Genomic DNA, 26,502 nt, shown 5'->3' with positions numbered 1-26,502 from the left:
GTTTCCTTTCCGGCCGATGACCGGTAGTACCTCCATAGGACAGGGGATCACGCATTCTTGCGGCGACGCAAAAGGTGTGAATTCCAAGCCCGCCCTATTTCAGACAATTGGATTGTGGCCCCTTTACGAGCGCTTCAGAACTTCATTCCAATTTTAGTTTTGTAATCTAGGTTGTCTTAATGCCGGCGCATGAAGAGCAGATGTCAGGAGGTCGCGCGCCAGGGCGTGCGCTTCCGCGCGCCCTGCTGCTGGCCATGATGTGCTCGACCGTGCTCGTCGCCGAATCGCGCCCGGCGGCCGCTTTCGAGCTTTTCGGCATCAAGCTGTGGGGATCGTCCAGCGACGAGGATGCCGATATCGTCGATCCCCTGCGCTACGCCGTGACCATCAATGCCCCCGACGCCGACAAGGATCTGGTCAAGAAGCTCGAAAATGCCTCGGCGCTGAAGAGTGACGAGGAGCGTCCGGTTTCAGGCTCGCTCGGGCTGATGGCCAAGGCGCGCAGCGACCGCGAACAGCTTGTCGCCGCGCTTTATGCCGATGCCCGTTACGAAGGCGTCGTCACCGTCACCATAGACGGCAAGCCGCTCGACGATTTGCCGCCGGATGCCGAATTCAAGGGCCCCCAGCCGATTCCGGTGGTTGTCGATGTCGCCAGCGGGCCGAAATTCACCTTGGGCAATATCAGGCTGCAAGGCGACGCGGCAGGACTGATGAGCGCCGATTATGGCCTGATATCAGGCGGCGACGCCGGATCCGGCGCCGTGCTCAAGGCTGAGGCGCTGATCGTGCGGACGCTGAAGGAGCAAGGCAGGCCGCTGGCAGAGGTGACCGACCGCCAGATCGTCGCCGACCACGCTACTTCGACGCTGGACGTGACGCTGACGGTCGCCGCCGGACCGGTCGCCGGCTACGGCCCGACCACGGTGGAAGGCACCGAAAAGGTCGACCGCGACTTCACCGAATACATGACCGGCCTCAAGCGCGGCCGGCAATACTCGCCGCAAGAAATCGACGACGCGCGCGACCGGCTGCTGGCGCTCGAGGTCTTCAACAGCGTGACGTTCAAGGAAGCCGACACGCTCGATGCCGACGGCAACATTCCGATCGGCGTCCAGGTCAGCGAGCGCAAGCCACGCTATTTCGGCGTCGGCGGCACCTTCTCCAACACCGAGGGGCTGGGCCTGGAAGGTTATTGGGGCCACCGCAATTTGTTCGGCCGGGCCGAGAAGCTTCGCATCGAGGGCAAGATCAGCGGCATCGGCAGCAACGATCTCGGCGAACTCAACTACAATGCCGGCATCATGTTCGAGAAGCCGGGGGTGATCGGGCCGGCATCCAAGTTCTTCGCCAGCGTCAAGACGGTGCTCGAACATCCTGACGCCTACGACCATTTCTCGGTCAAGGGCAGCACCGGCCTGTCCTACGAACTGACGAAGAAGCAGACGGTTTCGGCGGAAGTGGCGCTCGACTATTCCCGCATCCACGACGCTTTCGGCAAACACAAATACCTGATCGCCAGCATTCCGCTGCAATATGTCTACGACAACCGGGACAACCGGCTGAACCCGACAAGCGGCTTCCGGGTGCTGGCCTATGCCGAGCCCAGCTACGACATTTTGAGCGGTGCGGCGTTCCTGAAGCTGAGGGGCGAAGGGTCGGCCTATCAGTCGCTGGATTCGGCTTCGAAGTTCGTCCTGGCCGAACGTGTCGCTATCGGTTCGATCGTCGGCACCAGCCTCGAACATGTGCCAGCCGACCGGCGCTTCTATTCCGGCGGCGGCGGTTCGGTGCGCGGCTATGCCTATCAGGGCATCGGACCCAAGGACTTCACCGGCCAGCCGATCGGCGGCCTGTCATTCTTCGAAACCTCGGTCGAGATGCGCATCGCCATCACCGACACGATCGGCATCGTGCCGTTCGTCGATGCCGGCACCGTGTCGACCAAGTCGGTCCCCGATTTCGCCGACGTCAAGGTCGGCGCCGGCGTCGGCCTGCGCTATGTCACGCCGTTCGGGCCACTGCGCATCGATGCCGCCGTGCCGCTCAACCGCGATCCGGGTGACCCGCATTTCGGCATCTATGCCGGCATCGGACAGGCATTCTGAGCGATGAAAACAGTCTGGCGCATCCTCCGCATTGTTCTCTACACGCTGCTGATCGTGGTTGCGGGAGCGATCGGCGCGCTGGTGGTGCTGACCAAGACCGAGCGCGGCCGCGACAATCTCGCCGGCATCATTTCGCGGCTGGCCTCGAACGACGACCGCAAGATCACGGTCAGCGGCATAGACGGCATCTGGTCCGGGGCGCTCAGCGTCGATCATGTCGTGCTGGAGGATCGCGAGGGCGCCTGGCTGGTGGCGCGCAAGGTGGCCGTCGACTGGTCGCCGCTGGCGCTGCTGTCGAAAAGCTTCAGCGCCGACCGTATCGCTGCCGAGCGCATCGAACTGGCCCGCCTGCCGGTGGCCGGCACGCAACAGCCGGCGCCGAGCGGCACGACGACGCTGCCGGTTTCCATCGACATCAAGCAGATCGACCTGCCCGAAATCGCGCTGGGGCAAGACCTTGCCGGCAGCGGCATCGCAGAGCTTGCGGCCAAGGGATCGGTCAAGGCCGATGCCGCGCCACTGGCGGTCGAGACGGTGCTCAACATCACCCGCCATGACGGCAAGCAAGGTAATGTCGACGCCAAGATCCACTTTGCGCCGGCGGACAACAGGCTCGATCTCGACCTCAAGGCCTCGGAGCCGGCAGGCGGTATCATCGCCAACCTGCTCAAGCTGCCCGACACGCCGCCGGTCGACATAAATGTCTCGGGCACCGGGCCGCTCGCCAATTGGAACGGCATCGGCACGTTCTCAGTCGACGGCAAGATCGTCACCCAGCTGACGGGTCGCCATCAACTGACCGACAAGGGCAATCATATCGAGGCCAAGGGCGACGGTGATTTCGCGCGCTTCCTGCCGGAGAATTTGAAGCCGCTGTTTGCCGGCAAGACCAGTTTCGACGTTGCCGGCACCGCCACATCGGCCGGTGGCGTCAGTGTCGACCGCGCCAACATCGACAGCGATGCGGTGCACGGCACCGCGACCGGCATTGTCGATCCTGCCGGCGCCAGCGACCTCTCGGTCGAACTCGCCGCCAAGGGTCCACCCGTGGTGATCAGCGTCGGCAGCAAGGCGCAGCCGATCACGCTGGCGATCAGCAATGCCACCGCCCGCGCCTTCGGCGACGGCAAGGCGCCGATCATCGACATCGGCGCCTCCTTCGTCTCCATCGTCGCCGGCGGCACGCGGCTGGATGATCTGGCGGCGCAGATCCATTCCGACGGCTTCGACATCCAGAACCGCGCCGGGCCGGTCACCGTCAAGCTGGAGGCGGGCGGCCTCAACACCGACGTGGCGACGCTGGCGCCGCTGATCACCGGCAAGATCGATGTCGCTCTGGCCGGGTCGGTCAGCAAGGATGCCATTGCCATCGACCGGGGCACGCTGCGTTCCGACGCGCTCAACGCCTCGCTGACGGCGACGGTGGCGCTTGCCGACCTGTCGATGCAGTTGAAGATGAACGCGGATGCCGTGGCGACGGCCTTTCCGCCGCAGATCGCCTCGGTGCTAGGCGCCCGGGTGAAATTCTCAGCCAGCGCGACCCGCGATCCGCAGGGATCCTTCGCCGCCAACTCGATCGAATTCACGTCCGGCACGCTCAGCGCCGCCGGCACGGCCAGCATGCAAGGCACCGACATCCAGGCCGACATCAAGGGCAAACTGGGCGATGTTTCCGTGCTGTCGCCGACAGTCGGCGTGCCGGTTGCCGGTAGCGTCGATTTCGCGCTGTCGGCAAGTGGCGCGATGACGGCGCCGGATTTCACGGTTACCGCCGATAGCGACAGCCTGACGGCATCGGGCCGCACGGTGAAGACCATCAAGCTGACGGCAAACGGCAAGGCCGATATCAACAGTCCCGCCGCCAACGTATCGCTGACCGGCTCCGTCGACGACCAGCCGCTCGACATCAAAGCAGCGCTGGTGACAAGCGAAGGCAAGCGTTCGATCAACGGATTCCTGGTCTCGCTGGGCGACAACAAGGTCTCGGGCGATCTCGCGCTCGACGACAAATTCATGCCGCTCGGCACGCTGACGCTCGATGCACCCGCCATCGACCAGCTGGCCGCACTGGCCGGGCAAGCGGTGACGGGCGATATCGACGGCACCATCCGCTTTGCCAAGGAGGGCGACGCGCCCTCCGTTGCGATCGATGCCAAGAGCACGTCGATCGCGCGCGGTGAGGTGACGGCCAAGGCCATCACTGTCAATGCGCTGATCGCCAATTATCTCAAGGCGCCTGCGATCGCCGGTTCGATCAAGGCCGGCAGCGTCACCTCGGGAACCACCGAAATCGGCGATATCGGCGTCGACCTGAAGCGCGATGGCGACTGGACCAATTTCACCGGCGGCGCCACCATAGCTGGCATTCCGGCAACCGCTGCCGGCCGGGTGAAGATCGCCGACGGCACGACCAGCATCGAGATTGCCTCGGGCGAAGCCACTGTTCGCGGCATCAAGGCGGCAATCGCCCAGGCGTCGACACTGAGCATTGCCAACGGCACGGCCAGCATCGAAAGGCTGGCGCTCGATGTCGGCGGCGGTTCGGTGACCTTGTCGGGTACCGCCGGCCAGACGCTCGACCTCGCGGCGCAATTTTCGGCACTGCCCGCGGCGCTCGCCAATGAATTTTCGCCCGGCCTCGATGCTGTGGGAACGCTCAGCGGCACGGCTGGTGTGACCGGACCGCCGGCCGCGCCCGATGTCCGCTTCAATGCGCAACTGGCCGGAATCGAAACCAGCCAGACCCGGCAGGCCGGGCTCGGACCGCTCGCCGTCGATGCGGCCGGCAGCTACACGATTGCCGGCGGCGTGATGCTCGATCAGGCGACGCTGACCGGCGACAAGATTTCCGGCAAGGCGACCGGCACCCTCAACCCGAACGGCGCCAGCGATTTTGTGCTCGATCTCATATCATCCGGCCCCAGCTTGCCCCTGACTGTCGGCAGCGCCGAGAGCCCGGTCAAGATCGAGGTTCAGTCCTTGTCGGCAAAGGTGGCGGGCGAGAGCACGCGGGCCCGCCTGGATGTCTCCGCGATCCTGCCCTCGATCGTCACCAGTCCGGCGAGGGTGGACGGGCTTGCCCTGGCGTTGCATTCGGATGCGTTCGATCTCAAGAACCGTGCAGGGCCGGTTTCCGGCACAGTGTCGGTGGACAAGGTCGGTCTCGACAATCCGGTGATCGCGCCGCTGATCGCCGGCAAGGTCACGGCAGCCGTCAGCGGCCGCCTGACGGCCGACCTGTTTGCCATCGACAGCGGCTCGCTGAAGAGCGATGCGTTGAACAGCCAGGTCGCCGGCCAGGTATCGCTGCGAGACGGTGCCATCGACCTCAATCTCAAGGCGGATGCCCCATCGTCGGCCTTGCCGGCGGCGGCGCGCGGCATCCTTGGCGAACGCGCTGAGATCAGCGCCACGCTGAAGCGCGATCCCAGGGGCAGCATCAACATAGGCGGATTGAAGTTGACCTCGGGTGCGCTGACCGCCGACGGGCAAGCCAGCCTTGCCGACAACAAGGTGGCCGCCGACATCAAGGGCGCGCTGAGCGACATCTCTCTGCTGTCGAAGGATGCCAAGGGCGCCATCGCCTTTGCGTTGAAGGCACAGGGGCCGGCCACCGCGCCGGACCTGTCACTGACGGTCGACAGCGACAGGCTGCTGGTGGCGGCGCGAGAGATCACCGGGTTGAAGCTGACCGCCACCGGCAAGGCCGATGCCGCCAATCCGGCAGCCAACGTGCAACTGACCGGCAATGTCGCCGGCCAGGCGCTGCAAGGCAGCGCGGTGCTGGCGACGGCTGACGGCAAGAGCGCCATCAACGGGCTGCTGCTGTCGCTGGGCAAGAACAGGATCTCCGGAGATCTGGCGCTGGACGAGAAGTTCGTGCCGGTCGGCACCATCGCGCTCGACCTGCCCGATATCGGCCCGCTCGCGGCACTGGCGCTGGAAAAGGCCGAAGGCGACGTACGCGGCACGATTGCCTTCTCGAAGAATGGCGCAGCACCCCAGGTCGCCATCAAGGCGGCGACAGCGTCGATTACGCGCGGCGACCTGCAGGCGAAAGCCGTCTCGATCGATGCGCTGGTCGCCAACTATCTGGCGGCGCCCGTGATCTCCGGAAAGATCCACGCCGACACCGTCATTTCGGGCGGCACCGTGATCAGCGGCATCGATGTCGATTTGAAGCGCGACGGCGACTGGACCGGTTTTTCCGGCGGCGCCACAGTCAAGGGCATTCCGGCACAGGCTGCTGGCCGCGTGAAAGTGACCAACGGCACGACGACCATCGAGCTTGCCTCCGGCCAGGCGACCGTCCAGGGCATCAAGGCGGCCATTGCCCAAGCCTCGACCGTCAGCATCGCCAATGGCACGACGACGCTGGACAGGCTGGTGCTCAACCTTGGGGGTGGCACGGCGACGGTGACCGGCAAGGTCGGCACGGCGCTCGACATCAATGCGACACTGGCGCGGGTGCCGATGTCGCTGGCCAACAGTTTCTCGCCGGGGCTCGACGCCGCCGGCTCGATTTCGGGCACGGTCAAGGTGACGGGCGCGCCGGCGAACCCTGCCATTGCCTTCAAGATCGACGCGGCCGGGGTGCAGACCTCGCAGACCCGAGGTGCTGGTGTCGGCGCGGTGAATATTTCCTCATCCGGCACCTTTGCCGCCAGCAAGCTGACCTTCAACGCCAATGTCAGCGGTGCAGCCGGCCTAGGTCTCAAGGGCGGCGGCACGGTGACGACGGCAGGCACGCCGACGCTGGCGCTCGATTTCAATGGAGCCGTGCCGTTCGGCCTGCTCAGCCAGAAGCTTGCCGCGCAGGGCCTGTCGCTGTCTGGAACCGCCAATGTCAACGTGCAGGTGCGCGGTCCCGCGACATCGCCCGTCATCGGTGGCAGCGTCAGCACCTCCGGTGCGCGCCTTGTCGATGCGCGCTCCGGCCTCGCCGTCAACGATCTCGCCGCCGATGTCTCGATTGCCGGCGGCGTCGCCAGGATCAACCGGCTGACCGGAACGCTGTCCACGCGCGGCAGCCTGTCGGCCAGCGGCACGGTCGGCATCAACCCGGCGCAGGGTTTTCCGGCCGATTTGTCGATCAAGCTGGTCGACGGCCGCTATACGGACGGAAGGGTGGTGACCGCCAATCTCGGGGGCGACCTGACGATCAAGGGACCGCTGACCTCCGCACCGGTCATCGCCGGCACCGTCAATCTCGCCAAGACGGTGATCACGGTTCCGGACAAATTGCCGGGCTCGCTGGCGGCGCTCGACGTCAAGCACAAGAATGCGCCAAGTGCGGTCAAGGCACAGGACAAGGCGCTGCGGCCGCCGACGACTAGCGGCAAGGGCGGCGGTAGCGGCCTTGCGCTCGATGTCACGGTCAACGCCCCGAACCAGATATTCATCCAGGGCAGGGGCGTCGATGCCGAACTTGGCGGCTCGCTGAAGCTGACCGGCCCGGCCTCGTCGCCGCAAGCGGTCGGCACCTTCACCTTGCAGCGTGGCCGGCTGTCGATCCTCGGCAAGCGGCTGACCTTTACCGAAGGCACGGTCGGGTTTTCCGGCTCGCTGGTGCCTTATCTCAATTTGACGGCGACCACGACGACGACCGGCGCCACCGTCACCATCATCGTGTCGGGCGAGGCGACCAATCCGAAATTCACCTTCTCCTCGGTGCCGGCGCTGCCCGAGGACGAGGTGCTGGCGCAATTGATCTTCGGCCGCTCGATGTCGAACCTGTCGCCGCTGCAGATCGCCCAGCTCGCAGAGGCCGCTGGGCAACTGGCCGGCGTCGGCGGCTCGACGTCGCTGCTGGAAAACCTGCGCAGCGCCATTGGCGTCGACGATCTCGACGTCACCACGGACGACCAGGGCGGCACGGCGGTTTCGGCCGGCAAATACCTCAACGACCGCACTTATGTCACGATCCAGAAGGGCGACAAGCCGGGCTCGGGCAAGGCGACGATCGACCTCAATGTCGGGCGCGGCGTCAAGCTGCGCGGCGAGGCCAACGATGCCGGCGAAGCCAAGGGCGGCATCTTCTACGAGAAGGAATACTGATAGTTCGGCAGGGCTTTTGCCTCATGATGGATCGATTCTGGCGCTGTCCGGGCTGGAGTAAATGTCTCAGTTTAATCGACTATCGAGATTCCAGAAGAATCCGTCGGACAGTAGCAAATTTGCGCCAAGACTGTCGTTATCACGCGAACCGCTCCCCTTTCAAAGTTGCACATTCCCTAACATGTTCTCAATCCACGCCGTCTTTGACATCATGGCCTGGATGCGGAATGTTAAAAGGCGGAAAGCCAACAATGGGAGTTAAGTCATGACAATTTATAAGAGTAATGGCGATCGCGTTCCGGATCACATCCTGGCCATGGCCGAAGAAGCCAAGGCAGGCAAGGTGGACCGCCGCGAATTCCTGGCCATGGCCAGCGTCTTCGGCGCATCGACGGCAATGGCTTACGGCTTGCTCGGGCTCGCCGATCCGACGCCGGCGAAGGCCGAAGAGGTAAAGGGCAAGAAGGGCGGCACGCTGAAGATCGCCCAGTGGATCAAGGATCCCAAGGACCCGCGCAAGGCCGACTGGTCGGAAATCGCCAATGCCGAGCGCCAGGCGCTCGAGCCGTTGGTCAAGTACACGTCCGAATACACGTTCCGCCCCTATCTGCTGGAAAGCTGGGACGTCAACGACGATGCCACGCAGTACACGCTGCATGTGCGCAAGGGCGTCACCTGGTCGAATGGCGATGCCTTCACCGCCGCCGACGTCGTCTTCAACCTGAAGCGTTGGGCCGACAAGAAAGCCGAAGGCAATTCCATGCCAGGCCGTCTTGGCTCGCTGGTCAAGGACGACAAGCTCGACGAAAGCGCCGTGACCATGCCGGACGACCACACGGTCGTGCTGAAGCTCACCAAGCCGGACATCGCGCTGATTCCGAACATGTGCGACTATCCCGGCCTCATCGTCCACAAGACCTTCGACGAGAAGGGCGGCGACTTCAAGGCCTGCCCGATCGGCACCGGTCCGTTCGAACTCGTCTCCTACGATGTCGGTCAGAAGGTGGTCTACAAGCGCCGCACCGACGACAAGTGGTGGGATGGCGAAGTGTTCCTCGATGGCCTGGAATTCATCGACTACGGCACCGATCCGGCAGCCATGGTCAGCGCTTTCGAAGCCGGCGAAGTGCACACCAATTTCGAGACTTCGGCCGACTATGTGTCGATCCTCGACGGCATGGACCTGGTGAAGTCGGAGATCGTCACCGCGTCGACCATCGTCTGCCGCACCAACGTCAACAACAAGCCCTATGGCGACCAGAAGGTGCGCAACGCGCTGCAGCTTGCGGTCGACAACAATGTCGTCTTGCAGCTCGGCTACGGCAATGCCGGTTCGGTCGCCGAAAACCACCATGTCTGCTCGATCCATCCGGAATATTACGAGCTGCCCAAGGTTGCCCGTGATCCGGCCAAGGCGAAGGCGCTGATGGCGGAAGCCGGCCAGGCCGACTTCGAACACGAGCTGATCACCGTCGATGAGGACTGGCACAAGAACACCGGCGATGCGATCGCCGCCCAGCTGCGCGACGCCGGCATCAAGGTGAAGCGCACCGTTCTGCCGGGTTCGACGTTCTGGAACGACTGGACGAAGTATCCGCTGTCGATGACCAACTGGAACATGCGCCCGCTCGGCGTCCAGGTTCTGGCCATCGCCTATCGCACCGGCGAGGCCTGGAACGAGGCCGGCTGGTCGAATCCGGACTGGGATGCCAAGCTCAATGCGGCGCTCGCCGTTGCCGACGCCGCCAAGCGCAAGGAGATGATGAAGGAAATCGAGCAGATCCTGCAGGATTCCGGCATCATGATCCAGCCGTACTGGCGCAAGCTCTACAGCCACTCGGTCAAGGCGGTGCAGAACTACAAGATGCACCCGACCTTCGAGCGCGACTACGGCAAGATCTGGCTCGACCAGGCTTGATCGCACCGGCATTGGGGGAAGAGGCTCGCTCCCTTCCCCCGCTCTTTGCATCGTCCGTCCCTGCTGGTCCGCACTTTCTCAAAAAAGTTGCGGACTCGCGGGCAAGGCCATGCAACAAAAACAGGGTTGATCGCATCCGAAGGCCTGTTTGACAGCCAGCCCCGCCGGTCACGGTAGGGTTGGCTTTCATAGCCGGCTCAAACCCCAACCCATCGGCAGGGGGCCGCCATGCTTTCCTTCGTTATCAGGCGTCTTGGCACCATGGCATTGACGATGCTGTGCCTGACCATGGTCGTCTTCTTCCTGATCAACCTCGAACCCAATCTGAAGAAGCTGGCGATCAGTCAGACCGAAATGCATACGTCGGCCGAGCAGCTCGAGAGCTGGCTGGTCAATCATGGCTATCGGCAGAACTTCTTCGTCCGCTATGGGCAGTGGTTGGGCGTGGTGCCCAAGCAACCTGTGACAGACCCGGCGACCGGCAAGCCGGCGCAGCGTTTCTCCTTCTGCAACGATCCACTCGTGCCGACCTTCGCCGGCGTTTTCCAGGGCGATTTCGGCTGCTCGACCAAGTTCAAGGCGACCGTCGCCTCAAAACTGTTTCCGGCACTTGGCGCTACGGGCATCCTGATGTTCTGGGTGCTGGTGGTGATGGTGCCGATCTCGCTGCTGATCGGCATTCTGGCCGGCATGCGCGAGGGGTCGCGAACCGACCGCGTGCTGTCGGTGGCATCGATCGCCTCGACGGCGACGCCTGAATATGTGTCGGGCGTCATCTTCACCGTCATCTTCGCCTCATGGCTAGGCTGGCTGAACGGCTCGGCGGCTTCGGCCAGCCAGGGCATCACCTTCTATAATTTCACTTTGCCGGTGATGACGCTGGCGATTTACGGCATCGGCTACATCGCCCGCATGACGCGTGCCTCGATGGTCGAAGTGATGACGCAGCAATATATCCGCACTGCCAGGTTGAAGGGTCTTTCCTTCGGCAGCGTCGTGGTCAAACATGCCTTGCGCAACGCGCTGATCGCACCGTTCACCGTCATCATGCTGCAGTTTCCCTGGCTGCTCACCGGCGTCGTCATCGTCGAGGTGATGTTTCGTTACCAGGGCTTCGGCTACACGCTGGTCGAGGCGGCCGGCAACAACGACATCGACCTTTTGCTCGGCTGCTCGCTGGTCTCGGTGTTCATCGTCTTGATCACGCAGCTCATTTCCGATGTCGGCTACGCATTTCTCAATCCGCGTATCAGAGTTCAGTAGGGAGCGAAGCGGATGCCGGTTCAATACATCAGTGGCTTCACCGTCGTTCTCGAAGTGCTGTCGCGCTTCTGGCCGGTCTGGATCGCGCTCGTCATCGTCATGGGCGCGAGCTTCGCCTACAAGAAGAAGCTGGCGCTCTACGGCCAGCTGTTCGACAGCGGTGTCGGCATCGTCGGCGTCGGCATCTGCCTGTTCTGGCTGTTCACGGCAATCTTCGCCGCGACCGTTTCTCCCTTCGATCCGCTGGCCCAGATTCCCATCATGAAGGATGTGCTGCCGGGCGCCGTCGAACCGAAATCGGGGCTGACCTATCTGTTCGGCGGCGACAAGCTGGCGCGCGACGTGTTTTCGCGCATGGTCTATGGCAGCCAGATCGTGCTGATCATCGCGCCTGCGGCAACCGGCTTCGCGCTGATGGTCGGCATCACGCTCGGCCTGCCCGCCGGCTACTACGGCGGCAAGATCGACACCGTGCTGTCGTTCCTGGCCAATCTCGTGCTGGCCTTCCCTGTGATCCTGCTGTTCTACCTTTTGGTGACGCCGGGCATCATGGACACGCCGATCCCTTATGGCATGGCCGGCGTCTTCTTCCTGTTCCCGATCATCTTCTTCAGCGTGCTGTTCTGGACCCGCTACAAAAACCGGCCCGACCGGCTCTACATCCTGCTCGGCATCACCCTGATCCTCGGCGGCTGGATCTATGCCGGCCTGGTCTTCGACGCCGATCCGCTGAAGATCGTGCATATCGACCCCAACCAGCTCAATATCTTCGTGGCGGTGGTGTTCGCGTCCAGCCCCGGCGTGTTCCGCATCGTGCGTGGCTTGGTGATGGACATCAAGACGCGTGACTATGTGGCGGCGGCGCAGACGCGCGGTGAATCGCCCTGGTACATCATGCTATGGGAGATCCTGCCCAATGCGCGCGGGCCACTGATCGTCGACGCCTGCCTGCGCATCGGCTACACCACGATCCTGCTCGGCACGCTCGGTTATTTCGGCCTTGGCCTGGCGCCGGAAAGTCCGGACTGGGGCACTGCGATCAAGGACGCCAGCCGCCTGCTGCGCTCCTTCATCCACCCGGCGTTGCCGCCGACGATCGCACTGATGTCGTTCGTGCTGGGCTTGAACCTGCTCGCCGACTCGCTGCGCGAACAATCGATGAAAGACTGATCTCGCGGGTTTCGACCCGATGCGCCTGATAGAAACAGGCCTAGAAGAACCAGGATTGGAGCGACCCATGAACGAGGCAGTTCGAAATCCCGCGACGCCAACCAATGGGCCGGCCAACGCGCCGATCATCGAGATCGAGAACCTGTCGATCTCCTTCTTCACCCGCAAGGGCGAGATCCCGGCGGTCATGGATTTTTCCTGCACCGTCATGCCCGGCGAGGCGATGGGCATCGTCGGCGAATCCGGCTGCGGCAAGTCGACCGTGTCGCTCGGCATCATGCGCGACCTCTCCAACATCGGGAAGATCGTCGGCGGCAAGATCAAGTTCCAGGGCAAGGACATGGGCGAGCTCTCCGACGAGGAGTTGCGCTCCATTCGCGGCAACAAGATCGCGATGATCTACCAGGAGCCGATGGCGAGCCTGAACCCGGCGATGAAGGTCGGCCAGCAATTGATGGAAGTGCCGCTGATCCACGACAAGGCGTCGAAGGAAGAGGCCCATAAACGCGCGCTTGACATGGTGCGCGCGGTCAAGCTGCCTGATCCCGAGCGCATGATGCGCTCCTATCCGCACCAGCTCTCGGGCGGCCAGCAGCAACGCATCGTCATTGCCATGGCGCTGCTGTCGAAGCCAGCGCTGCTTTTGCTCGACGAACCGACGACGGCGCTCGACGTGACGGTGGAGGCCGGCATTGTCGACCTGGTCAAGGGGCTCGGCGAGAAGTTCGGCACGTCGATGATTTTCGTGTCGCACAATCTCGGCCTGATCCTGGAAACCTGCGACCGCATCACGGTTATGTATTCGGGCGAAGCGGTCGAAACGGGCAAGATCAAGGACGTGTTCGACCGGATGCGCCACCCTTATACGCAAGGGCTGTTCCGCTCGATCCCGCTGCCCGGCGCAGACAAGAATTCGCGGCCGCTAATTTCGATCCCCGGCCAGCTACCGCTGCCGCACGAGCGGCCCAAGGGCTGCAATTTCGGCCCTCGCTGCCACCATTTCGTCGAGGGCGTCTGCAACGCCGCCGAAATCCCGATGATCGAGGTCGCGGGCCACGAAGGCCATTTCTCGCGCTGCGTGCGCTTCAACGAGATCGACTGGGAGGCGCTGCCGCCCGGCGCCAAGAAGGTCAATGAGCGCGTCGTGCCCGGCGCTCCGGTGCTCAAGATCGAGGATCTCAGAAAATACTACAGGGTCGGCGGCAGCGAGGTGTTCGGCTCGAGCGAGGGCCGCGTCGTCAAGGCCAACGAGACGATCTCGTTCATGGCGCGGGAATCCGAGACGGTTGCCATCGTCGGCGAATCCGGCTGCGGAAAGTCGACGCTGGCCAAGGTGCTGCTTGGGCTGGAGACGGCAAGTGCCGGCACGGTGACGCTGGGCAACAAGGAAATCCAGTCGACGGGCATCGAGAAGCGGAGCGTCGACACGGTGTCGTCGATCCAGATGGTGTTCCAGAATCCGTTCGACACGCTCAATCCCAGCCATTCGGTCGGTTCGCAGATCATCCGCACGCTGGAGAAGTTCAATGTCGGCAAGACGGTTGCCGATCGCCGCAAGCGCATGCTGGAACTGCTCGACCTGGTGAAGCTGCCGCGGGCATTCGAAACCCGCAAGCCGCGCCAGCTATCGGGCGGCCAGAAGCAGCGCATCGGCGTGGCGCGCGCCTTTGCCGGCGACGCCAAGGTGGTGGTGGCCGACGAGCCGGTCTCGGCATTGGACGTGTCGGTGCAGGCGGCGGTGACCGAACTGCTGATGGACATCCAGCGCAAGAACAAGACGACAATGCTGTTCATCAGCCATGATCTGTCGGTCGTGCGCTACATCGCCGACCGCGTCGTGGTCATGTATCTCGGCTATATTGTCGAGCAAGGCACGACCGACCAGATCTTCGCGCCGCCCTACCATCCCTATACCGAGGCGCTGCTGTCGGCGATCCCGATCGCTGACACCAGCGTGGTCAAGCGGCACATCGTGCTGGAGGGCGACATTCCCTCGGCGATGAACCCACCGTCCGGCTGCCCGTTCCAGACCCGCTGCGGCTACAAGAAGCTGGTGCCTGACAATCTGTGCGAGACCAAGGTGCCACCGGTCAAGCATCTCGGCGGCGGCCATATGAGCCTGTGCTGGCTCTCCGACGACGTGCTGGCAACGATGGAGCCGGTGATCAAGTTCGACAAGGAGCACGCCGCGCACGAAGGCGTGCCGGATGACGCGCCGCATGGCGATGGCCCCGGTTTTGCCGGCACGCCACCGAAGCGTCCGCGCGGCAAGACGGGCAGCGCGGAAGCCGATGCAGCGAGGCAGGCCGGCGAGGAGACGGAAGCCGTTTCGAAAGCCCGCCGTCACGAGGTCCGCGACGAGGTTTCGGAAACCGGCGATACCCCAAAGCCGGGCGTTTCTAGGAAACCGAACTGACCGGCATCAGGCAATGCCATCAATTTCATATGCTGCGCAAAACATGCGTCCCTTGAGAATCTCAGTCTGTTGCTCTATGTGATGCGTGATGTTTGATGCTTGGAAAGGAGGACGAATTGTGAGAACGACACTTGCAATCGATGATGATGTCCTTCTTGCCGCCAAGGCTATGGCGCGGCAGCAGGATCGCAGCGTGGGAGAAGTCATTTCCGATCTGGTTCGCCGTTCGCTGCGTCGGCCGCAGGCGGGCGGTGAGCGCAACGGCATTCCCTTGCTTTCGTCGCGGCCCGGCGGGCCGATGGTCGATCTCGAAACGGTCAATGCGCTTCGCGACGAGCTGCCGTGACCTTCCTGCTCGACGTCAATGTGTTGATTGCGCTGATCGATCCGGCTCATGTCGCGCATGACGATGCCCATCGGTGGTTCGAATCCACCGGGCATCACTCATGGGCCACATGCCCCATCACCGAGAATGGCGTTATCAGGATCGTGGGCAACCCCAAATACCCCAACTCTCCTGGCTCCCCTGCCGTCGTCGCGCCGATCGTCGGCAAATTGCACGCACTTGCCGGACACCAGTTCTGGCCCGATGACATTAGCCTTGTCAGTTCCAGAGAGATCGACGCGGGCAAGATCCTGACTTCGACGCAAGTAACCGACAGTTATCTGCTGGCGCTGGCCAAGTCGCATGACGGCGAGTTGGCGACGTTCGACCGAAAGCTATCGACGACGGCGGTAAAATCAGGGAAGGCAATCCTTCATCTGATCCCAAGCAAGTGAATCGCTGAGATCTTTTCTGCTCGAGGGGCGACATCGCTTTTCGCAGCGCCAAGTGATTTCACTTGGCTGCGTAATGCTCCGGCAAAGTCAGTTGCCGCACTCGCTCAGTTGCTGCGCATAGTCCCGCGCCATCTTGTCGGTGGCCCGGGCATAGCCCTGGACGCCGGCATCGCCCCGGTTGCCGCGGCCATAGGCGGTCCAGCCGAGATAGTAGGCAAGATAGAGGTTGTAGGTATCGTTGCGGGCAACGCCATACCTGTCTGCGGTCTTGGAATGATACCAGCCGACAAAGTCGACGGCGTCGGCGAATTTCGTCCGCCGTGCCGCCCAGTTGCCGGTCTCGCGCTGATATTGCGACCAGGTGCCGTCCAGCGCCTGCGAGAAGCCGGTGGCCGACGAGACATGCTTCCACGGAATGAAGCCGAGCAGCTTGGTGCGTGGCGGCCGTGCATTGCTCTTGAAACCGGATTCTTTGCGCACCGTCGCCATCAGCACGGGAACGGGGATGCCGTATTTCTGCTGGGCGCGCTCGGCGGCCGACTGCCAGTTGTCGAACCAGCCGTCATTCTGGTCGAAGACGGCACAGACATTGTTGATGTGGCTGGGCGGCGTGGCGCAGGCCGAAAGCGCCAGCAGCACGCAAACCGCACCAATTTTACTAAAACTCGAACTACGCATGGGCAGAGCAATAGGCCGAAATCATAAAGGGAATCTTGCGGCGTCCGTTAACGCTTCGCCGGCGCAGTCTCTAAGGAAATCCAGTATCGATAATCCGACGCACTTCGTCGCTTTTTCTAAACAGACATTGCAGAAATGCCGCCGTGGCTAAAATCGCGCCCGCAGACGACGTATTTCTGACAGCTTGCCCGGTTTGCCGGGGCTTTGATACCGGCATGAACGAACCAAGACGCAAACGCGGCGCCGAGCGCACCAGCAACAGAGGGCCATCGGCCATCCCGCAACTGTCGCTCAGGCGGGTGACAAATCCCTATCCGCCAATGGCGATGCTGTCGCCCGACCAGATCGAGCAGATCCATCAGGCGTCGATGCACATATTGGAGAATTTCGGCATCGAGGTGATGAGCCCGCGGGCGCTGTCGCTGTTCGAGAAGGCCGGCGCCAAAGTCGATCATGCCTCGGCGAATGTCCGCATCGATCGCGGCCTGGTCGAAGACGTGCTGAAGACCACGCAGTCCAGCTATGTGTTGACGCCGCGCAACCCGGCCAACGCGGTTCATCTCGGCGGCAACACCATCAATTTCACGCTGGTTGCCGGACCGCCCAATGTGCACGATATGGAGCGCGGCCGCCGCGCCGGCAATTTGCGCGACTATGCGGATCTGACCCGGTTGGCGCAGCATTTCAACTGCATCCACATGCTGGGCAACCAGGTCTGCGCACCGGTGGAACTGCCGGCCAATTCCCGCCATCTCGACACCTATTTCACCAATCTGACGCTGACCGACAAGAGTTTCCATGTCTCGGCGATCGGGAGGGGCAGGGCGCTTGACGGCATCGAGATGATGGCGATTTCGCGCGGGCTGACGCTCGATCAGATGCGCGACGATCCCGGCATCACCACGATCATCTCGGTCAACTCGCCGCGCCGCTTCGACGAGATGATGGCCGAAGGACTGATGACCATGGCCGAGTTCGGCCAGTCGGTGGCGGTGACGCCGTTCACGCTGATGGGGGCGATGAGCCCGGTGACGCTGGCTGGCGCGCTGGCGCAGCAGAACGCCGAGGCGCTGTTCGGCGTCGTGCTGACGCAGCTTGTCCGTCCAGGCGCGCCGGTCATGTATGGCGCCTTCACCTCCAATGTCGACATGAAGTCCGGCGCGCCGGCCTTCGGCACGCCTGAGAACACCAAGGCCAACATTGCGTCGGGGCAACTGGCGCGGCGCTACGGGCTTCCGTACCGCACGACGCCGGGCTCGGCTTCCAACGCTGCCGATGCGCAGGGCGCCTATGAGACGCTGATGGCGCTGTGGGGCGCGGTGCTCGGCCACGGCAACCTCGTCTACCACGCCGCCGGCTGGCAGGAGGGCGGGCTGACGGCGTCGTTCGAAAAATTCATCATCGATGTCGAGATGATCCAGCACATGATGGAGTTCTTGCGCCCGATCGAGGTCAATGAGGCCGAGCTCGCCGTCGAGGCGTTGGGCGCGGTGCCGACCGGCGGCCATTTCTTCGGCGAACCGCACACGCTGGAGCGCTACGCCACCGCCTTCTACCAGCCGATGCTGTCCAACTGGCAGAATTACGAGGCGTGGCAGGAGGCTGGCGGGCTCGACGCGACGGCGCGCGCGACGCGGCTGTGGAAGAAGGCGCTGGAAGACTATGTCGAGCCGGTGATGGATATCGCCGTGCGCGAGGCGCTGGAGGCTTACATGGCCAGGCGCAAGGAAGCGATCGGGCAGGGCGAGCCGTGATCGTTCCCAGCTTGAATCCACTCACCCATCCAACTCACTGATAACAGAGCAAAACTCATGAAATCGCATGCAAAGGTCGTGGTCATTGGCGGTGGCGTCGTCGGGTGCTCCGTGCTGTTCCATCTCGCCCGCCACGGCTGGACCGATGTTGTCCTGCTGGAGCGCGACGAATTGACGTCCGGCTCGACCTGGCACGCGGCCGGCGGCATGCACACCATTAATGGCGACCCTAACGTCGCCAAGCTGCAGAAATACACCATCAACCTCTACAAGGAGATCGAGGAGCTTTCCGGGCAGGCGACCGGCGTGCATCTGACCGGTGGCGTGCTTCTGGCGGCAACCGAGGCGCGGCTGGACTGGCTGCGCGGCGTCGTCGCCAAGGGCCGCTATCTCGGCATCGAGCTGGAGGAGATCTCGCCCAACGAGGCGGCCGAACTGATGCCGCTTCTCGACCCCAGGCAGTTCGTCGGCGCCGTCAGGAACAAGGAGGACGGCCATCTCGACCCCTCGGGCGTCACCCATGCCTATGCCAAGGCCGCGCGGAAACTTGGGGCGGAAGTGGAGCGTTTCACCAAGGTCGAGGACATTGTGCGGCGTCCTGACGGGCTGTGGCGCATCATCACCAACAAGGGCGAGGTGGTGGCCGAGCATGTCGTCAATGCCGGCGGCCTGTGGGCGCGCGAGGTCGGCCGCATGGTTGGTCTCGAACTGCCGGTGCTGGCCATGGAGCACATGTACCTGATCACCGAGGATATGCCGGAGGTCGCCGCCTGGAACGCCAAGACCGGCACCGAGATCATCCACGCGGTCGACTTCGATGGCGAGCTTTACCTGCGCCAGGAGCGCGGCGGCATGCTGATGGGCACCTATGAGAAGGCCAACAAGCCGTGGTCCGAATACCAGACGCCATGGAATTTCGGCCATGAACTGCTGGCGCCGGACATCGACCGCATCGCGCCGTCGCTGGAGGTCGGCTTCCGCCATTTCCCGGCCTTCCAGAACACCGGCATCAAGCAGATCATCAACGGCCCCTTCACCTTCGCGCCGGACGGCAACCCGCTGGTCGGGCCGGTGCGCGGGCTGCCGGGCTTCTGGGTCGCTTGCGGCGTCATGGCCGGTTTTTCGCAAGGCGGCGGCGTCGGCCTCGCTTTGTCGAACTGGATGATCGAGGGCGATCCCGGCGCCGATATCTGGGCGATGGATGTCGCGCGCTACGGCGACTGGGCGACGATGGCCTATACCAACGCCAAGGTGCGCGAGAATTATTCCAGGCGCTTTTCGATCCGCTTCCCCAATGAGGAGTTGCCCGCCGGGCGGCCGCTGAAGACGACGCCGATCTATGATCTGCTGTCTGCTGGGGGTGCGCAATGGGGCGTTGCCTATGGGCTGGAAGTGCCGCTGTGGTACGCGCCGGAAGGCGTCAAGGACGAATTCTCGTGGCGCCGCTCGAGCGACTTCACGCAGGTCGCCAGGGAGGTCGCGACGGTTCGTGACGGTGTCGGCCTGTCCGAGATTTCGAGCTTCGCCAAATACAAGGTGACGGGTGAGGGGGCGGCCGCCTGGCTCGACCGGATGCTTGCCTGCAAACTGCCGAAACCCGGCCGCATGACGCTGGCGCCGATGCTGAAGCAGGACGGCAGGCTGATCGGCGACTTCACGCTGGCCAATCTGGGGGAAGACGGCTGGTTCCTCGCCGGCTCCGGCATCGCCGAGCAATACCACATGCGCTGGTTCGAGCAGCACCTGCCAGACGACGGCTCGGTCCGCATCGAGGCGCTGGGCCAGAAGCTCAGCGGCTTGTCGATCGCGGGGCCGAAGGCGCGGGATGTGCTGGCAAAGGCCACGCGTTCGGATGTCTCCAATGCGGCATTTTCCTTCATGGCCATTGGCCGGATGGATATCGGCATGGCGCCGTGCCTGGTCGGCCGTGTGAGCTATACCGGCGATCTCGGCTACGAAATCTGGGTGACGCCGGAATACCAGCGCGCCGCCTATCAAGCGCTGATGGCGGCGAGCGAGGAATTCGGCATCGGCCTGTTCGGCTCGCGCGCCCTCAATGCGCTGCGGCTGGACAAGAATTACGGCTCATGGGGGCGCGAGTACCGGCCGATCTACGGACCGCTGGAAGCGGGGCTCGACCGCTTCGTTGCTTACGGCAAGGACGCCGATTTCATCGGCAAGGCCGCGGCGCTGGCCGAGCGCAAGCTGGGCGGCAAATTGCGCCTGCGCGCCTTTATCGTCGATGCCGACGATGCCGATGTCATTGGCGACGAGCCGATCTGGTTCGATGGTGCGGTGCGCGGCTGGGTGACGTCGGGCGGCTATGCGCATCATTCGAAGAAATCCGTCGCCATCGGCTATGTGCCGAAGGAGATCGCCGATGAGAGCGACGGCTTCGAAATCGAGCTGCTGGGCAAGCGCCATGCGGCGCGCATTCAGGTGGTGCCGCTTTTCGACGCCAATTTCGAACGGATGCGTGCCTGAAGCGCTTCGGCTTCGCCGATGCGCTTCAGATTCCTGTTTTGTACATGTCGTTGTCCCAAAACCGCGGGCACTTTTGGGCGACATGCACTAGGCCCGCCCCTTCTTCTGGGCGTCAGGCGCTGCGGCGGTTGTCCAGCGCGAAGGCGCCGGCGCCCGCAAACACCAGATAGAGGAAGATGAAGCAGAATGAGATCGCCGAATCGCCGCCATTGTTGACCGGGAAGAAGTCGCGCGGCGCGTGCGCCATGAAATAGGCGATCGCCATTTCGCCGGCCAGAAGGAACGCGACCGGCCGGGTGAACAGGCCCAGCGCCAGCAGGATGCCGCCGGCGAATTCGAGGATGCCGGCGGTCATGGTCAGCCCGGAAAGGGCGTGGGGATCGGCGCTGACGGGGAAGTTGAACAGTTTCTGGCTGCCATGCTCGATGAACTGCAGCGCGGTCACGATGCGCAGAATGCCGAGTGCCTGCGGCTGATATTTGGCAAGGCCGTCGAAAAGCTTCATCTAAAACTCCCTTTAGCTTCCGGGATCGGCCATAGTTTATCGCCCGGCATTGGACCATTCATTTCCCCTGGTTTGCCATCAACAATCAGTGATTGGGAATGTTCCCAATTCCCTTCAAATGTTTCTCGCCAGGGTTGCATTAATACCTCTATGGTTGTATTAATGCGTGTACAACAATCTGAATGTGTGGGGGTCTTGCCATGAAAAAAGTCGTCATCAGCCTGTTCGCGATCGTCGCAGGCACCAGCTTCGCCATGGCCGAGGACGCCGGCTGTGAGGCCTTCAAATGGCCGGTGACGCGGGAGCAGACCCTGTTTGCCGCGGCACCGGCAACGCCGTCCGGAGCGGCGCTGGCGGTTGGTGCGGCTGCGGACCTGGCGCTGGTGCCGGTAGAGAAAGCCGGTTTTGCGGTGGCGCCCGAACGTGCGCCGGCATCAGACACGTTTGGGGCCGTCGCCAGCGTGGAAGTGCCATCCGAGGGAGCCATCCAGATCAGTCTCTCGGGGGAGGCCTGGATCGATGTCATCCAGGATGGCCAGGCCATCAAGTCGGCGGGCTATAGTGGCGTGAAAACATGCCCTGGCATCCGCAAGAGCGTGCGCTTCAAGCTTGCGCCCGGCCCGGCCACCGTCCAGTTCAGCGGCGCGAAAAAAGCTGAGTTGAAGGTTGCGGTGCTGGCGCCGGAATGAGACGGCGCCAGGCAGGGGTAGAGGCCTTCATTGGTGGTCTGATGAAAACCCGCGCTTTGTGTCAGCGGTTTTCGATCGCGGTCAGCGGACTGGCGCCATCAAGGCGAAGTGCGCGTCTTGCGGGTCCTGGCATTGGACGATCCAACTGCCGCCGGGGACCTCCATCGGGCCCATCAGGATCTTGCCGCCATTGTCGGTGACCCGTTTTGCGGCCGCGTCGATGGCCGCAACGTTGAAGTAGAATTGCCAGACCGGCACCGGGATCTGCTCCGGCTTGTTCATGATGCCGCCGCCGGATTCGGGGCCAGCCGTAAAAGTCTGGTAAGTGCCCATCGGACCCATGTCGAAATCGCCGGCGTCGATCCAGCCGAACTGCTCGGAATAGAAATCGAACGCGGCTTTCCAGTCGCTCGTATAAAGCTCGTGCCAGCCGATGTGGCCCGGCGTGCCGGCCGGCACGACAGGCTGGTCGGGACCGTTCGGCTGCAGGAACATGAAGGTCGTGCCTTGCGGATCGGCGACGACGGCAAAGCGGCCGACACCCAGCATGTCGTCGGGCTGGCGGTGAACGGTGCCGCCGGCTTTCTCCAGCGATGCCGTGGCGGCGTCGACATCCTTGGTGTGAATATAGCCAAGCCAGGCAGGCGGCATGCCCATCTTGGCGGCATCCTCGGGCAAGGTCATCAGTCCGCCGACGCCACGTTCGCCGACATTCATCACGATATAGCGCGGCATGCCGGGTGCCTTATCGAAGGGCTGCGCCGTCCAGCCGACCACTTGGGTGTAGAACGCCTCGGCGGCGTCGAGATCTGATGTCATCAATTCGTACCAGAAGAAGGGCATCGGGGTTTTCGGCATTTTCGGTCTCCTCACCTTTCATGGATCGATCGTCGTCCATCTTAGGACGATCCTCACGACGGAAATCCGACACGCCCGGACAACAATGGGTGTGTGTGCCAAGCGTTCCCTGGTTGCGCGAGCTCTGGTTTTCGATTTCTCTGCGGTGATGAGGGGTTGTCGTCCATGCGCTTGATGTCGCTCACGCCCGAGCTTGTCGCACTGTGCCATCGGGAAGAGGCCGATCCCGGCCCGGACCCGAGTTGGACAGACATGAACGACGAGGATTTCCGCACCCTTGCCTTGCGGCTGTCCAATGAAGCCGATGAGGGACCACTATGGGTGTTCGCTTACGGGTCCCTGATCTGGAAGCCGGAATTCGAGTCGGTCGAGCAACAGCTCGCCACGGCCTTTGGCTGGCACCGCTCTTTTTGCCTCGACATGGTGCGTTGGCGGGGCAGCGCCGAGCAGCCGGGGTTGATGATGGCGCTCGAACGGGGCGGACGCTGCAACGGCGTGATCTACCGCTTGCCGGAGGGCGAAAAGCCGGCGCAGATCGAAAGGCTGCTGCGACGCGAGATCAGCGACCACGAAAGCATCGAGACGGTCCGGTGGCTGCCGGTGCATACGCCGCAAGGTACGCTGCGCGCGCTTGGCTTCTGGGTCGGCGTGAAGGGCAGGGGAACGTCGCTGAACCAGCCGCTGGACAGAGTGGCGAGCGTGCTGGCCAGAGCCTGCGGGCATATTGGATCCGGCGCCGAATATCTCTACAACACGGTCAGCCATCTCGAGGAATTCGGCATCCATGACCGCAATCTGTGGCGGCTGCAGCAACTGGTAGCCGACGAGGTCAAGACCATTCATGGCTGTAAGCTTGAACCCGGCCATTCGCGCGCACTGAAAAGTGGCCCTCGCCTCCAATAACATGACTAAAAAAATCATGTTATTGTCGAGCCTTTTCAGGGGCTTGCGCCGAAAATTGACCAATTGATAAAAAAATAAAACGTGCTAGCCTTCCTCAAAAGAAAACATGGGGAACTGACGATGCCAGAAGGCCAATTCAGGGAAGGCATTGCGGGCGGCAGGCTCTCGGCCGACCAGTATGCGGACAATTTTTCCGACCTGCATCCGCCGCTCGATCACCACGAGGCGCTGGTCGAATCCGATCGTTGCTATTTCTGCTACGACGCGCCGTGCATGAATGCATGCCCGACCTCGATCGACATTCCGCTGTTCATCCGCCAGATCTCGACCGGCAATCCGATCGGTTCGGCCAAGACCATCTTCGACCAGAACATATTGGGCGGCATGTGCGCCCGCGTCTGCCCGACCGAAACGCTGTGCGAGGAAGTCTGCGTGCGCGAGGTGGCGGAAGGCAAGCCGGTGCAGATCGGCCGCCTGCAGCGCTACGCCACCGATGTCGCCATGGGCGAGAACAAGCAGTTTTATCCGCGCGCCGAGCCGACCGGCAAGACAATCGCCGTGGTCGGCGCCGGGCCGGCCGGCCTTGCCGCCGCGCACCGGCTCGCCCGCCACGGCCATGACGTGACCATCCTGGAAGCGCGCGCGAAGGCCGGTGGCCTCAACGAATACGGCATCGCCGCCTACAAGAGTGTCGACGATTTCGCCCAAGCCGAAGTCAACTACGTGACCGCGATCGGCGGCATCGACATCCAGAACGGCAAGGCGCTCGGCCGCGACTACCAGCTGTCGGACCTGATCCGCAATTACGATGCGGTGTTTCTCGGCATGGGCCTTGGCGGCGTCAACGCGCTGCGTGCTGATGGCGAGGAGGCCGACGGCGTCATCAACGCGGTCGAGTTCATTGCCGAACTGCGCCAGGCCAGCGACCTTTCCGGCCTGCCGGTTGGCCGCCGTGTCGTCGTCATCGGTGGAGGCATGACGGCCATAGACGCCGCGGTACAGTCGAAGCTGCTCGGCGCCGAGGAGGTGACGATCTGCTACCGGCGCGGCCAGGAGCACATGAACGCTTCCGAATTCGAACAGGATCTGGCGGCAGCCAACGGCGTCAGCATCCGCCACTGGCTGCAGCCGAAGCGGGTGATCGCCGAAGGCGGCAAGGTCACCGCCGTCGAACTCGAATACACGGCGCTGAACGGCGACAGGCTTGCCGGCACCGGCGAGACACTGACGCTCGTTGCCGACCAGGTGTTCAAGGCGATTGGACAGAGTTTTGTGCCGGTCGCCCTTAATGGCAGCGGTGCGTCGATCGATCTTGAAGCCGGCCGCATCAAGGTCGATGCGGAAGGGCGCACTTCTCTCGCCAGGGTCTGGGCCGGCGGCGACTGCATCTTCGGTGGCGACGACCTGACCGTCTCGGCGGTCGCGCAAGGCCGCGACGCTGCGGAGAGCATCAATCGGGCACTGACCTCGAACGGGAGGGCATGAGCATGGCAGATATCAGAAACAATTTCGTCGGCATCAAATCGCCAAATCCGTTCTGGCTGGCCTCGGCGCCGCCGACCGACAAGGCCTACAACGTCATCCGCGCCTTCAAGGCCGGCTGGGGCGGCGTGGTGTGGAAGACGCTGGGCGAGGAAGGCCCACCGGTGGTCAACGTCAACGGCCCGCGCTACGGCGCGATCTGGGGCGCCGACCGCCGCCTGCTCGGCCTCAACAACATCGAGCTGATCACCGACCGCGACCTGCAGGTCAATTTGCGCGAGATCAAGCAGGTCAAGAAGGACTGGCCCGACCGCGCCATCGTCGTCTCGCTGATGGTGCCATGCGTCGAGGAGGCCTGGAAGGCGATCCTGCCGGTGGTCGAGGAGACGGAGGCCGACGGCATCGAGCTCAATTTCGGCTGCCCGCACGGCATGTCGGAACGCGGCATGGGTGCCGCCGTCGGCCAGGTGCCGGAATATATCGAAATGGTGGTGCGCTGGTGCAAGCAGAACACCCGCATGCCCGTCATCACCAAGCTGACGCCCAACATCACCGATGTGCGCAAGCCCGCACGGGCGGCACATGCCGGCGGCACTGACGCGGTGTCGCTGATCAACACCATCAATTCAATCACCGGTGTCGACCTCGACAGCTTCGCGCCGCAGCCGACAATCGACGGCAAGGGCTCGCATGGCGGCTATTGCGGCCCGGCGGTGAAGCCGATCGCCATGAACATGGTGGCCGAGATCGCGCGCGATCCCGAAACCCGCGGCCTGCCGATCTCCGGTATCGGCGGCATCACCACCTGGCGCGATGCTGCCGAATTCATGGCGCTCGGCGCCGGCAATGTGCAGGTCTGCACGGCGGCAATGACCTATGGCTTCAAGATCGTGCAGGAAATGATCGCGGGCCTCGAAAACTGGATGGACGAGAAGGGGCACGCCTCGCTCAACGACATCGTCGGCCGCGCCACGCCCAATGTCACCGATTGGCAGTATCTCAACCTGAACTACGTCGCCAAGGCGCGTATCGACCAGGATGCCTGCATCAAATGCGGCCGCTGCCACATCGCCTGCGAGGACACTTCGCACCAGGCGATCACCAGCATGGTCGACGGCGTCAGGCACTTCGAGGTGATCGAGGCCGAATGCGTCGGCTGCAATCTGTGCGTTAATGTCTGCCCGGTCGAGAACTGCATCACCATGGAACCGCTGGCGGCAGGCGTGATGGACCAGCGCACCGGCAGGCCGGTATCGCCGGTCTATGCCAACTGGACGACGCACCCGAACAATCCGATGGCCAAGGTGGCTGCGGAATAGGGACTTACCCCAACAAAAGAGCGGCGCTTTCGAGCTAATGCAGTTCACTTAAGTTGGGCTGGATGAGGATCTGGTAAGACCTATCGAACAGGATGGAGATTCGTTTCCATCCTGTTCG

General features: G+C 63.1%; 17 protein-coding genes. 14 read left to right on the top strand and 3 right to left on the bottom strand.

What is annotated here, in order from left to right; all coding sequences use genetic code 11:
• The first annotated feature begins 179 nt into the window (after nucleotides 1–179).
• From NKH95_RS28715 to NKH95_RS28680, 8 genes are all read left to right on the top strand, one after another.
• The gene (locus NKH95_RS28715; protein ID WP_352893983.1) at nucleotides 180–2,108 is read left to right on the top strand and encodes an autotransporter assembly complex protein TamA; all 1,929 of its coding nucleotides are present in this window, start codon (nucleotides 180–182) and stop codon (nucleotides 2,106–2,108) included.
• A 3-nt stretch (nucleotides 2,109–2,111) separates the two neighbouring features.
• Nucleotides 2,112–8,165, top strand: coding sequence for a translocation/assembly module TamB domain-containing protein (locus tag NKH95_RS28710; protein ID WP_352893981.1), 6,054 nt, complete (start codon nucleotides 2,112–2,114; stop codon nucleotides 8,163–8,165).
• A 265-nt stretch (nucleotides 8,166–8,430) separates the two neighbouring features.
• On the top strand, nucleotides 8,431–10,083 hold the full coding sequence (locus tag NKH95_RS28705) for an ABC transporter substrate-binding protein (RefSeq protein ID WP_352441159.1): 1,653 nt from the start codon (nucleotides 8,431–8,433) through the stop codon (nucleotides 10,081–10,083).
• Nucleotides 10,084–10,311: 228 nt separating this feature from the next.
• Nucleotides 10,312–11,346 (top strand): ABC transporter permease, encoded by a 1,035-nt coding sequence (locus NKH95_RS28700; RefSeq protein ID WP_027035014.1) that lies wholly within the window; start codon nucleotides 10,312–10,314, stop codon nucleotides 11,344–11,346.
• Nucleotides 11,347–11,358: 12 nt separating this feature from the next.
• Nucleotides 11,359–12,516, top strand: a complete 1,158-nt coding sequence (locus tag NKH95_RS28695) for an ABC transporter permease (protein ID WP_023813215.1) — start codon at nucleotides 11,359–11,361, stop codon at nucleotides 12,514–12,516.
• A 67-nt stretch (nucleotides 12,517–12,583) separates the two neighbouring features.
• The gene (locus NKH95_RS28690) at nucleotides 12,584–14,932 is read left to right on the top strand and encodes a dipeptide ABC transporter ATP-binding protein (RefSeq protein ID WP_352893980.1); all 2,349 of its coding nucleotides are present in this window, start codon (nucleotides 12,584–12,586) and stop codon (nucleotides 14,930–14,932) included.
• Nucleotides 14,933–15,050: 118 nt separating this feature from the next.
• The gene (locus NKH95_RS28685; protein ID WP_023813213.1) at nucleotides 15,051–15,278 is read left to right on the top strand and encodes a ribbon-helix-helix domain-containing protein; all 228 of its coding nucleotides are present in this window, start codon (nucleotides 15,051–15,053) and stop codon (nucleotides 15,276–15,278) included.
• Nucleotides 15,275–15,712, top strand: a complete 438-nt coding sequence (locus NKH95_RS28680) for a TA system VapC family ribonuclease toxin (RefSeq protein ID WP_023813212.1) — start codon at nucleotides 15,275–15,277, stop codon at nucleotides 15,710–15,712. The genes NKH95_RS28685 and NKH95_RS28680 overlap by 4 nt, the downstream gene beginning before the upstream one ends.
• An 87-nt stretch (nucleotides 15,713–15,799) precedes the next feature.
• Here NKH95_RS28680 and NKH95_RS28675 read toward each other — a convergent pair whose 3' ends face one another.
• Nucleotides 15,800–16,390 carry a transglycosylase SLT domain-containing protein gene (locus NKH95_RS28675; protein ID WP_352441157.1) on the bottom strand — a complete coding sequence of 197 codons (591 nt, stop codon included), beginning with the start codon at nucleotides 16,388–16,390 and terminating at the stop codon, nucleotides 15,800–15,802.
• Between the two features lie 215 nt (nucleotides 16,391–16,605).
• Between NKH95_RS28675 and NKH95_RS28670 the strand changes: the two genes are divergently transcribed.
• Complete coding sequence (locus tag NKH95_RS28670; protein WP_352441156.1) at nucleotides 16,606–18,144, top strand: trimethylamine methyltransferase family protein; 1,539 nt, start codon at nucleotides 16,606–16,608, stop codon at nucleotides 18,142–18,144.
• Nucleotides 18,145–18,201: 57 nt separating this feature from the next.
• A complete protein-coding gene (locus NKH95_RS28665) occupies nucleotides 18,202–20,628 on the top strand; it encodes a GcvT family protein (RefSeq protein ID WP_128303441.1) in 2,427 nt (808 codons plus the stop codon).
• 112 nt (nucleotides 20,629–20,740) lie between these two features.
• Here the strand turns inward: NKH95_RS28665 and NKH95_RS28660 are convergent, their stop codons facing one another.
• The gene (locus NKH95_RS28660) at nucleotides 20,741–21,133 is read right to left on the bottom strand and encodes a DoxX family protein (protein WP_128303442.1); all 393 of its coding nucleotides are present in this window, start codon (nucleotides 21,131–21,133) and stop codon (nucleotides 20,741–20,743) included.
• A gap of 200 nt (nucleotides 21,134–21,333) precedes the next feature.
• On the opposite strand from NKH95_RS28660, the gene NKH95_RS28655 reads away from it, so the two are divergent.
• On the top strand, nucleotides 21,334–21,822 hold the full coding sequence (locus NKH95_RS28655) for a hypothetical protein (protein WP_206638022.1): 489 nt from the start codon (nucleotides 21,334–21,336) through the stop codon (nucleotides 21,820–21,822).
• A gap of 81 nt (nucleotides 21,823–21,903) precedes the next feature.
• Here NKH95_RS28655 and NKH95_RS28650 read toward each other — a convergent pair whose 3' ends face one another.
• Nucleotides 21,904–22,680 carry a VOC family protein gene (locus NKH95_RS28650; protein ID WP_128303444.1) on the bottom strand — a complete coding sequence of 259 codons (777 nt, stop codon included), beginning with the start codon at nucleotides 22,678–22,680 and terminating at the stop codon, nucleotides 21,904–21,906.
• Between the two features lie 165 nt (nucleotides 22,681–22,845).
• Here NKH95_RS28650 and NKH95_RS28645 point away from each other — a divergent pair, with 165 nt between their 5' ends.
• From NKH95_RS28645 to preA, 3 genes are all read left to right on the top strand, one after another.
• A complete protein-coding gene (locus NKH95_RS28645) occupies nucleotides 22,846–23,583 on the top strand; it encodes a gamma-glutamylcyclotransferase (RefSeq protein ID WP_128303445.1) in 738 nt (245 codons plus the stop codon).
• 120 nt (nucleotides 23,584–23,703) lie between these two features.
• A complete protein-coding gene (locus NKH95_RS28640) occupies nucleotides 23,704–25,068 on the top strand; it encodes an NAD(P)-dependent oxidoreductase (protein ID WP_023813204.1) in 1,365 nt (454 codons plus the stop codon).
• A 2-nt stretch (nucleotides 25,069–25,070) separates the two neighbouring features.
• The gene (gene preA / locus NKH95_RS28635) at nucleotides 25,071–26,384 is read left to right on the top strand and encodes an NAD-dependent dihydropyrimidine dehydrogenase subunit PreA (RefSeq protein WP_027035003.1); all 1,314 of its coding nucleotides are present in this window, start codon (nucleotides 25,071–25,073) and stop codon (nucleotides 26,382–26,384) included.
• The last annotated feature ends 118 nt before the right edge of the window (nucleotides 26,385–26,502 follow it).

The sequence above is a fragment of the Mesorhizobium sp. M0848 genome (assembly GCF_040319805.1).
Lineage (GTDB): Bacteria > Pseudomonadota > Alphaproteobacteria > Rhizobiales > Rhizobiaceae > Mesorhizobium.
Note: the sequence above shows the minus strand (reverse complement) of the source record. Positions and strands in the feature narration are given on the sequence as shown.

Coding starts and splice junctions, on each gene's coding strand:
- preA (WP_027035003.1), top strand. CDS start 25,071: ATGGCAGATATCAGAAACAATTTCGTCGGCATCAAATCGCCAAATCCG.
- NKH95_RS28655 (WP_206638022.1), top strand. CDS start 21,334: ATGAAAAAAGTCGTCATCAGCCTGTTCGCGATCGTCGCAGGCACCAGC.
- NKH95_RS28640 (WP_023813204.1), top strand. CDS start 23,704: ATGCCAGAAGGCCAATTCAGGGAAGGCATTGCGGGCGGCAGGCTCTCG.
- NKH95_RS28675 (WP_352441157.1), bottom strand. CDS start 16,390: ATGCGTAGTTCGAGTTTTAGTAAAATTGGTGCGGTTTGCGTGCTGCTG.
- NKH95_RS28695 (WP_023813215.1), top strand. CDS start 11,359: ATGCCGGTTCAATACATCAGTGGCTTCACCGTCGTTCTCGAAGTGCTG.
- NKH95_RS28715 (WP_352893983.1), top strand. CDS start 180: ATGCCGGCGCATGAAGAGCAGATGTCAGGAGGTCGCGCGCCAGGGCGT.
- NKH95_RS28670 (WP_352441156.1), top strand. CDS start 16,606: ATGAACGAACCAAGACGCAAACGCGGCGCCGAGCGCACCAGCAACAGA.
- NKH95_RS28650 (WP_128303444.1), bottom strand. CDS start 22,680: ATGCCGAAAACCCCGATGCCCTTCTTCTGGTACGAATTGATGACATCA.
- NKH95_RS28660 (WP_128303442.1), bottom strand. CDS start 21,133: ATGAAGCTTTTCGACGGCCTTGCCAAATATCAGCCGCAGGCACTCGGC.
- NKH95_RS28665 (WP_128303441.1), top strand. CDS start 18,202: ATGAAATCGCATGCAAAGGTCGTGGTCATTGGCGGTGGCGTCGTCGGG.
- NKH95_RS28645 (WP_128303445.1), top strand. CDS start 22,846: ATGCGCTTGATGTCGCTCACGCCCGAGCTTGTCGCACTGTGCCATCGG.
- NKH95_RS28710 (WP_352893981.1), top strand. CDS start 2,112: ATGAAAACAGTCTGGCGCATCCTCCGCATTGTTCTCTACACGCTGCTG.
- NKH95_RS28700 (WP_027035014.1), top strand. CDS start 10,312: ATGCTTTCCTTCGTTATCAGGCGTCTTGGCACCATGGCATTGACGATG.
- NKH95_RS28690 (WP_352893980.1), top strand. CDS start 12,584: ATGAACGAGGCAGTTCGAAATCCCGCGACGCCAACCAATGGGCCGGCC.
- NKH95_RS28705 (WP_352441159.1), top strand. CDS start 8,431: ATGACAATTTATAAGAGTAATGGCGATCGCGTTCCGGATCACATCCTG.